This is a genomic window from Streptomyces sp. GQ60 (assembly GCF_059758875.1).
Genome location: NZ_JCAXEG010000033.1, coordinates 23,542 through 31,876, shown reverse-complemented (window position 1 = coordinate 31,876; position 8,335 = coordinate 23,542). Strand labels below are relative to the sequence as shown.

Genomic DNA, 8,335 nt, shown 5'->3' with positions numbered 1-8,335 from the left:
CGCCCGTGCCGTTTCGAGCGTGCTGACGTTGATCCACCCGTGGACAGTCTGGCCTCCCACTCGCGGTTCGCCGGCTGCTGTCCGATCTGCGGGCGGCGTGCTCACACGCAGCCGCAGCCGGGAGGGGAAGCACGTGAAGAACAGGGCCTTGCTCGGCACCGCGGTCTGCACCGCGCTGCTCATGGTGTCGCAGACCGGTACGGGGGGTGCCGCGCCTGCATCCACCGTCTGAAATGCCGCTGCCGCAGTCGGCCCCGGCCCGCCGGTGGCATCCCCTCCTGGCAGTTCCCGCCGTGATCGCAGCGACGCTGATCGTGCCGTCGTTCGGTGCAGCACTGGCCTCATGGCGCGCTGGGACAAGGCGCACAGCGAGGTGTCAGGAAGGGATCGACAGTGACCAGCCGGCGACGTCGGCGAGGCGTCCGCGCCACAGGGCGTAGTGCATCGTCTGGTTCGAGGATCCGGTCAGGAAGCGGGCATCCTGTAGGTGTACCCAGCGCGGCAGCGGATCGGCTCCGCCACCGGCGCCGGCACCAGAGCTGGCAGCGGCCGCCCTCTCCTCGTGGAGGACCTCGTCGATAAGCTTCGGCAGCTGGGCCAGTGAAGTGGCACCGGCCCCGGGCAGCCCTGTGAGTTCGGATTCCCATACCTGGACGTACGCGTGGCGGCTGATCACGTTTCCGTAGATCACGCCACCGGGGATGTTCAGGGAGACACCGAAGTGGGAGCGGTCCTCCTGGTCCTCCTCCACGAGGCTGACCAGCATCTGCAGCTCCGTGTCCAGGAGCGGCTGCGCCGGCCCGGCGTCGCGCGGACCGGGTTGCTGGCTGTTTGTCTGTGGCTGGTCGGGCATGGGCTTCCTCTCGACGCGGGGCGGGCCCCTGGGGTCTGGCTCACAACCGGAAGCGGTAGTAACTCCTGACTGCCCTGATCCACGCGGTCACACTCCCTCCCTGCCCCGCAGGACTACGACGCATGGCGACCTGGGCCTCGACCTGGGCCTCGACCTGGTGAACGGCCAGCAAAGGCTGCGCGCGGACCAGAAGCTGACCGTGCGGCAGACCACCGGCAGCCCCTCACGTGCGTGACGGCGGCCAGCAGCCGGACGCGATTCGACCTCGGCGCTGTGTTCGATTCCCGGATCTCATTCCGTGATCCGATGCGCCCATTGGGGGGATCAGCTGGCCCGGCTGTCTGAGTTGCCTGCCCGGTGGGGGACTGATAGCCCGCGGGGTCATCGGAGAAAGGGTCGAGCGCATCCGTCCGCCGGGTGGACGCGGAAGAGGTGACACGCGCTGCTTCACGACACGGAGGACTGCATGCAAGCGAAGTCGGTTGCTCGACACCTCGTCAATGCCGCCCCGCAGCAGACTGCGCACGCTACCCCGCTCCCCGTCTCAGCCGCCGCCGTCGACGATGACGTAGTCAATGCAGTGAGCCGAGAACTAGAGCGCTGCTGCGCTGAGTTCGTTGCCTACTGCCGCTCCCTCGACACCGTCTTCGCCGCCGATGTCGCGGAGCGGCTCGTCGCCTTCACCCTTGGCGGGGGCTCGCGCCTTCGTCCACGGTTCCTCTGGTGGGCCATGCGAGCCTGCGGTGGCAACGACACCCACGTGTCCCCGGCCCTGCGTATCGCTGCCGCACTCGAACTCATCCAGAGCTGCGCTCTGGTCCACGACGACGTCATGGACCAGTCTGCCGTCCGCCGCGGCATCCCCTCCTTCCACGCGCAGATCGAGCTCCAGTACCCGTCGGCCCCACCCCCGCACCACGCCGGTCACCCGTCAACGTTCGCGCACTCGGCAGCGGTGCTCGCCGGAGACCTCGCGCTGTCATGGGCGGACGACCTTGTGGCCGCAGCCGATCTCGGTCCCCCGGTACGCGCGGACATCCTGCGGATCTGGCGGGCCATGCGGACGGAAATGGTCGCCGGCCAGTATCTCGACCTGCACGGCCAGGCAACCAACTCCCGCTCGGCCGGCCAAGCGATCCGCACCATCTGCCTGAAGACCGCCCGCTACACCGTTGAACGCCCCCTGGCACTCGGCGCAACATTGGCGGGCACCGACGAGGCCACTTCCCGCGCCCTGGCTGCCGCCGGACGGTGCGCCGGCATCGCTTTCCAGCTCCGAGACGACTTGCTCGGGGTGTTCGGCGACCCAGAGGTCACTGGCAAGCCCGCGGACGGGGACATCCGCTCCGGCAAGGCCACCTACCTGCTCGCCGTGGCCCACGCTCGGGCCCGCGTTCTCGGCGCCACCGCCCTCGTCGACCTCCTCCAGGACAGCCAGGGGAGTGGCGCCACCCTTTCCGGTCCGGCTCTGACACAGGTACGCGAAGCCCTCCACTCCACCGGCGCAGCGGCCCAGGTCGAACGACACATCGAACGCCTGGGTCGCGCATCCGCACGCCACCTGGCCGCGGCAAACCTGGAAGGCCCCGCCGCAGAGCACTTGAGTGCTCTGCTGAGACAGGTCGCCTCACCCCCGCAGCACGAGGCCGGGACTGCCGAAGCGGCAGGCCATCAGGGAGGCACCCGATGAGGACCGTTCCCGGCTGCACCGACCACGTAGTCGTCGTCGGTGCCGGACTCGCTGGACTCTCGGCCGCGCTCCACCTTCTGGGAGCCGGCCGCGCCGTCACCATCGTCGAACGCGACCCGCTGCCCGGTGGCCGCGCAGGCCTCATCGAGCGCGACGGCTACCGCTTCGACGCCGGTCCCACCGTCCTGGCCATGCCGCACCTGCTGGAGGAAGCCTTCGCCGCTGTCGGCCGGAAGATGTCCGACCAGCTGACCCTGCACCCCCTCCACCCCGCCTACCACGCCCGCTTCGCGGACGGCAGCAGCCTCGACGTCCACACCGAGGCGGGGGCCATGGAATCGGAAATCGAACGCTTCGCCGGAGGTCGTGAGGTGGCCGGCTACCGGCGTCTGCGTCAGTGGCTGCACGATCTCTACCAGGCGCAGATGGGCCGCTTCATCGACACCAACTTCGACTCGCCCCTCTCCCTCCTGCACCCGGACCTGGCCCGGCTCGCCGCGCTGGGCGGCTTCGGGCGCCTCCAGCCTCAGATCGGCCGCTTCATCACCGACGAGCGGCTGCAGCGCGTCTTCTCCTTCCAAGCCCTCTACGCAGGCGTCCCGCCGGCCCGCGCGCTCGCGGCCTACGCCGTCATCGCCTACATGGACACCATCGCGGGGGTCTACTTCCCCGAAGGCGGCATGCACGCCGTACCCGCCGCGCTGTCCGCCGCCGCAGCCGGCGCCGGCGCCACCCTTCACTACGGTCAGACCGTCACCCGGCTGGAGCGAACCGGCGACCGGATCACCGGCGTCGTCACCGACCAGCAGCGCATCCCCTGCGACGCGGTCGTCCTGACCCCCGACCTCCCCGTGTCCTACCGGCTCCTCGGCGCCCGCCCCCGCCGTCCGCTGGCCCTGCGCCACTCCCCGTCAGCCGTCGTCCTGCACGCCGGTACCGACCGCACCTGGCCCGAACTCGCACACCACACGATCTCCTTCGGCGCCGCCTGGAACCAGACCTTCCAGGAGCTCACCCGCTCCGGCTGCCTGATGAGCGACCCCTCCCTCCTCATCACTCGGCCCACCGCGACCGACCCCGGCCTCGCCCCGCCGGGCAAGCACACCCACTACGTGCTCGCCCCCTGCCCCAATACCGCCGTCGGCCCCTCGGCCGCCGCCTGGAAAGACCTCGGCCCCCGCTACCGGGACACGCTGCTGCGCGACCTGGAGCGCCGCGGCCTGACCGGTTTCGCGGACGCCATCGACACCGAGGTCCTCCTCACCCCCGCCGACTGGACCGCCCAGGGCCATGCCGCGGGCACCCCCTTCTCCGTGGCCCACACATTTCCCCAGACCGGACCCTTCCGCCCCCGCAACCTCGTCAGCGGCACTTCCAACGCCGTCCTCGCCGGCTGCGGCACCACGCCCGGTGTAGGCGTGCCCACCGTCCTGATCTCCGGCCGCCTCGCCGCCGCCCGCATCACCGGGCTGCCCGGCGCACGCCACCGCACCACGGCGCCCCCGCCCTCCGCGACGAAAGGCAGCCCCGCATGACCCGACGTGAACTCGACGCCGCCGGCATCACCGGCCCGGCCCTGCGCGCTGCGTTCGAACAGTGCCGCCGTCTCAACGCCCACCACGGCAAGACCTACTTCCTCGCCACCCGGCTGCTGCCACCCTCCCGCCGCCCCGCCGTCCACGCCCTCTACGCCTTCGCCCGGCTCGCCGACGACATCGTCGACGACCTGAACGCCCCCGCCTCGCCCGCAGACCGCGCCCTACGCCTTCACACCCTCTCGGACGACCTCCGCAGCGCGATCACCGGCGGCCCCGGCCACCACCCCGTCGTCACCGCCGTCGCCCACACCACGCACTGCTACCGCATCCCGCACAGCTACTTCGACGACTTCCTCACCTCCATGCGCAGCGACCTCACCGTCACCGGCTACGCCACCCTGGAGGCGCTACGCGGCTACATGCACGGCTCCGCAGCCGTCATCGGCCTCCAGATGCTCCCCGTGCTCGGCCACACCACCTCCCGATCCGAGGCCGCCCCGCATGCTGCCGCTCTCGGCGAGGCATTCCAGCTCACCAACTTCATCCGCGACGTCGGCGAAGACCTCGACCGCGACCGGGTCTACCTGCCCGCCGACCTCCTCGCCGCCGACGGCGTGGACAGGGAACTGCTGTCCTGGAGCAGACACACCGGCCGCCGAGACCCGCGCATCACGCGCGCCCTGCGCTCCGCAACCGCTCTCGCCAGGAACTTCTACGCCCAAGCCCGCCCCGGCCTGGACATGCTCGAGCCGGTTTCCCGTCCCTGCGTTCGTACCGCCTACGTGCTCTACGGGGAGATCCTGGACGCCGTCGCCCGCGACGGGTACGCCAGCGTCCACCGCCGCTCGGCGGTTTCCCTCACCCGTCGCGCAGCCGTCGCGGCGGGCGGACTGGCCCAGAGCGCAGCAGCCCGCCTGACGACCCCCGCAACGGCTGCCGCCCCCGCGTTCGAGGAGCCGTCCCGATGAGCCCGCGCCCCGGCAGCCGCTTCCCGGTCACGCTGCGCCGCAATCCGGTGGCCTGGCACCGTCAGGAACCCACCTGGCGGGATGCCTCTCCCCAGCTCATCGACGCGGCCCTCAAACGGGCGCAGGCCCGCCCCACAGGCAACTGGTACGTCATCGGCCCCAGCGCCGCCGTCCGCCCGGATTCCGGCTACGGGACCACGGTCGACGGCACGGAGATCGTGGCCTGGCGGCGTGCGGACGGCGCCATCGCCGCCGGCCCCGGAGCCTGCCCTCACCTGGGCGCCGCCCTGGCCCAGGCCCCTGTCCGCTGCGGCACCCTGGTCTGTCCCTGGCACGGACTCTCACTCACCGGCGCCCCCTTCGCCGGATGGAACCCGTACCCCGCCCACGACGACGGCGTCCTGGTATGGGTACGGCTCGATGACCACGGCTGCGAGGAACCCCTCGACGCCCCCGCCGTGCCCCACCGTCCCGCCGTCGCGCATTCCCTGACCGCCGTCTACACCGGTACCGGCGCCTGCGAACCCGAGGACATCGTCGCCAACCGCCTCGACCCCTGGCACGGCGCGTGGTTCCACCCGTACTCCTTCGTCGACCTCACCGTCACCGACGACGGCGCCGAAAGCGACGTCATGGCCGTACGCGTCTCCTTCAGGATCGCCCGGCGGGTCGTCGTGCCGGTGACCGCCGAGTTCACCGCCACCGGCCCCCGCACCGTCCTCATGCACATCACGGAAGGAGAAGGAATGGGCTCCGTTGTCGAAACCCACGCCACCCCGCTGGGAACCGGCCGCGACGGCCGCCCCCGCACCAGGGTCACCGAAGCGGTCATCGCCACCTCGCACCGCCCCGGCTTCGACCTGGCCCGCGGCGTCGCCCCCCTGCTGCGCCCCCTCGTGCGCAGAGCCGCGGGCCGTCTGTGGCAGGACGACCTCGCCTACGCGGAACGCCGCTGGGAACTGCGCAGCACCGGCCGCTTCCCCGGCTGAGGCCACACCAGCGCCCACATCGACCGTCGCGGTGTGCTCGTCGGCTATCGCCCGAGGCGTGCCAGTGCCCGCGCAGCGGCCGAACGGCCTCCGTCCGGCACCGTCCACAGCGTCTCGCCCCGAACACCCCACCGCTCGAGCAGCGCGTTCGCCGCCATGAACCCACTCGTGGCGGCCCGCTCCATCAGCGCAACCGGAAGACCCGTGCGCACCAGGTCCCCGGCGACCACCACCCGGGCATCACCCGTCCTGACGGCAGGCCGGTCCTGATAGCCGCCGACCGTGAACAGGGGGCAATCCTCGCGCCACTCGTGCCGTGCGTCGACGATCACGGCGTCCAACGTCTCCGGATAGACCTCGTGCAGCCACTTCACCAGCCGCGCCTGGACCTCCTGGCGCTCTTCGGCCGGGTCGACCGCATAGGCGTGCAGCTCCACCACCGAACCGCCGGTCCGCAACGCCCACCGGTGCGCCTCGCCCTCCCAACGGTCCAGCACGCTGACGTTGTCGAGACCGCCGTAGCCGCTGGTGCCGAGGAAGCCGTGCCGGTCGCCCGCTACCGGCCGCGAGAGCCACAATCGCGACACCAAGAACGGCGGCGCCGTCCTCAGCCGGGCGACCCGGGCTCGCCACGCCGGGTCAACCAGCTCCGGTGACGCGCCGGCCAGAGCCCGGAGTCCGCCGGTGTCCAGAGCCAGCACCACGCCGTCGTACCGTCGCGCCCCTTCTCCTTGCGCAAGGATCTGCATCCGTTCCTCGCCGTCCGGGCGTGCCTCCGTCACCGCAGTGTCCGTGCGGATCTCCACACCGAGCTTGCCCAGATACCGGGCCAGCGGGTCCCACAGGGCCTGTGGGAACGGCTCGCGCGGCACGTCGAACAACAACCCCTCGCTCGAACCGAGGAAATAGATGTGGAACATCAGCACCAACTCCGCCGCCGACAGCGTCGTCGGATCGGCGAAGAAGCTCCGCGAGAACACCTCGAACGCCAAGTGGTACGCCGCCTTCGGGAAACGGATGCCCTCCAGGAATTCCGTCGCATTCACCCCGTCCAGCGCCTCGTACACGCCGGGAACGCCAACGTCCAGCAACGGCAGGGCTGCCCGCGGATTCATCCGCCCCAGGTCCCGCCAGCCGAAGGAAGGGCTCTGCGCGACGAACCCGAGCGCGCTGAGCGGCGGCGTGCGCGGCACCCGCGCGAAGCTGTCCTGCCCGCCGTCGCGGTGACGCAGCGGGTAGTCAGGCAGGCCCGTCAGACCACGCAGCCCCGGATCAGTGCGGCCCAGCAGCGCCCGCAGGTTGTAGTACTGCCGGAAGAACGCGTGGAAGCCCCGGCTCATCGTGACGTCCGAGCCGTCCGCCAGCCGCGTCTCCCATCCCGCGAGCCGGCCGCCGAGCTGCGCGTCCCGCTCATAAAGGGTGACCCGTACCCCGTGCTCGGCGAGCACCGTGGCCGCCGACAGGCCGGCGATGCCTCCGCCCACCACGGCGACGCGCGGCCCGTCCCCGTCGACCCGCGCTCGCCCGCCGCGGGCGTCGATGCGCCGGGCGCGCCGGTCCCTGCCGGGGTAGCCCGTGCTCACGCGGCGACCCGCCCGACAAAGGTGTGGGTGATCCCGGTCTGCCACCCCGGCAGCGGCAGTACCCGTACATCCGTGAAGCCGGCCGTGCGCATCCGCGCAGCGAACCGGGCCGCGGAATCGAAACCGAGAACGCTGCGCCACAAGTGCTCGTACAGCCCCGCGTCGCCCCCCGCCCGCCCCAACGGCATGATCACCGCCCGGCACACTGCCGTCCACAGCGCCCGGTGCACCAACCTGCCACTGAGCGTGTACTCGTGCACCGCGATCCGCGCCCCCGGGGCCATGACGGCGCGGACGGCGGCCAACGTCGCGTCGGGATCGGGCACGTTGCGGAAGAGATAGGCCGCGAAGACGGCGTCGAACGGCCCGTCAACGCCGGCCTCGCCGAGCCGGTCGGCAGAGCCCTGAACGAAACGAACATCGCGGGGCCACTGCTTGGACGCGGCCCGCGCCAGCATGCCGGGTGAGGCATCCACCCCCGTGATGTCGGCCCGCTCAGCGCTCGCCAACAGTGCGGCGGTAGAGGCTCCGGTACCGCAACCCAGGTCCAGGACCCGGGCTCCGCGACCCGCCTCGGGCAGGCAGAGACGGCGGGCAGAACGGCGCAGATGACCATGGTAACCGGGACTCGCTGAGACCAGAAGGTCGTAGCGGTTCGCGGCATGGTCGAAGGCAACGGACAGGGCTTCGTCACGCAACAGGGACATGGCAACC

8 protein-coding genes are annotated in these 8,335 nt (G+C 71.4%); 4 read left to right on the top strand and 4 right to left on the bottom strand.

Annotated elements, in window-relative coordinates:
* A partial coding sequence (locus AC6CKD_RS36775) for a hypothetical protein (protein WP_498333600.1) occupies nucleotides 1-183 on the bottom strand: 183 nt, incomplete at its 3' end.
* 193 nt (nucleotides 184-376) lie between these two features.
* Nucleotides 377-853 (bottom strand): GvpU-like protein, encoded by a 477-nt coding sequence (locus AC6CKD_RS36770; protein WP_498333599.1) that lies wholly within the window; start codon nucleotides 851-853, stop codon nucleotides 377-379.
* A 466-nt stretch (nucleotides 854-1,319) separates the two neighbouring features.
* On the opposite strand from AC6CKD_RS36770, the gene AC6CKD_RS36765 reads away from it, so the two are divergent.
* Genes AC6CKD_RS36765 through AC6CKD_RS36750 form a run of 4 tightly spaced genes read left to right on the top strand, consistent with a single transcriptional unit; the run spans nucleotide 1,320 to nucleotide 6,038 of the window.
* Nucleotides 1,320-2,543, top strand: coding sequence for a polyprenyl synthetase family protein (locus tag AC6CKD_RS36765; RefSeq protein ID WP_498333598.1), 1,224 nt, complete (start codon nucleotides 1,320-1,322; stop codon nucleotides 2,541-2,543).
* Nucleotides 2,540-4,078, top strand: coding sequence for a phytoene desaturase family protein (gene crtI / locus AC6CKD_RS36760; protein WP_498333597.1), 1,539 nt, complete (start codon nucleotides 2,540-2,542; stop codon nucleotides 4,076-4,078). Before AC6CKD_RS36765 ends, crtI begins: the two co-directional genes overlap by 4 nt.
* Nucleotides 4,075-5,049: a phytoene/squalene synthase family protein gene (locus tag AC6CKD_RS36755; protein ID WP_498333596.1), complete on the top strand. Its 975-nt coding sequence runs from the start codon at nucleotides 4,075-4,077 to the stop codon at nucleotides 5,047-5,049. Before crtI ends, AC6CKD_RS36755 begins: the two co-directional genes overlap by 4 nt.
* A complete protein-coding gene (locus AC6CKD_RS36750; protein ID WP_498333595.1) occupies nucleotides 5,046-6,038 on the top strand; it encodes a DUF5914 domain-containing protein in 993 nt (330 codons plus the stop codon). Before AC6CKD_RS36755 ends, AC6CKD_RS36750 begins: the two co-directional genes overlap by 4 nt.
* Nucleotides 6,039-6,082: 44 nt before the next feature.
* Here the strand turns inward: AC6CKD_RS36750 and AC6CKD_RS36745 are convergent, their stop codons facing one another.
* Together AC6CKD_RS36745 and AC6CKD_RS36740 are read right to left on the bottom strand one after the other, a co-directional pair.
* Entirely contained in the window at nucleotides 6,083-7,621 is a 1,539-nt protein-coding gene (locus AC6CKD_RS36745; protein WP_498333593.1) for an FAD-dependent oxidoreductase, read from the bottom strand.
* Nucleotides 7,618-8,328 carry a class I SAM-dependent methyltransferase gene (locus AC6CKD_RS36740; RefSeq protein WP_498333591.1) on the bottom strand — a complete coding sequence of 237 codons (711 nt, stop codon included), beginning with the start codon at nucleotides 8,326-8,328 and terminating at the stop codon, nucleotides 7,618-7,620. The genes AC6CKD_RS36745 and AC6CKD_RS36740 overlap by 4 nt, the downstream gene beginning before the upstream one ends.
* Nucleotides 8,329-8,335: the final 7 nt, after the last annotated feature.

Coding starts and splice junctions, on each gene's coding strand:
- AC6CKD_RS36770 (WP_498333599.1), bottom strand. CDS start 853: ATGCCCGACCAGCCACAGACAAACAGCCAGCAACCCGGTCCGCGCGAC.
- AC6CKD_RS36765 (WP_498333598.1), top strand. CDS start 1,320: ATGCAAGCGAAGTCGGTTGCTCGACACCTCGTCAATGCCGCCCCGCAG.
- crtI (WP_498333597.1), top strand. CDS start 2,540: ATGAGGACCGTTCCCGGCTGCACCGACCACGTAGTCGTCGTCGGTGCC.
- AC6CKD_RS36755 (WP_498333596.1), top strand. CDS start 4,075: ATGACCCGACGTGAACTCGACGCCGCCGGCATCACCGGCCCGGCCCTG.
- AC6CKD_RS36750 (WP_498333595.1), top strand. CDS start 5,046: ATGAGCCCGCGCCCCGGCAGCCGCTTCCCGGTCACGCTGCGCCGCAAT.
- AC6CKD_RS36740 (WP_498333591.1), bottom strand. CDS start 8,328: ATGTCCCTGTTGCGTGACGAAGCCCTGTCCGTTGCCTTCGACCATGCC.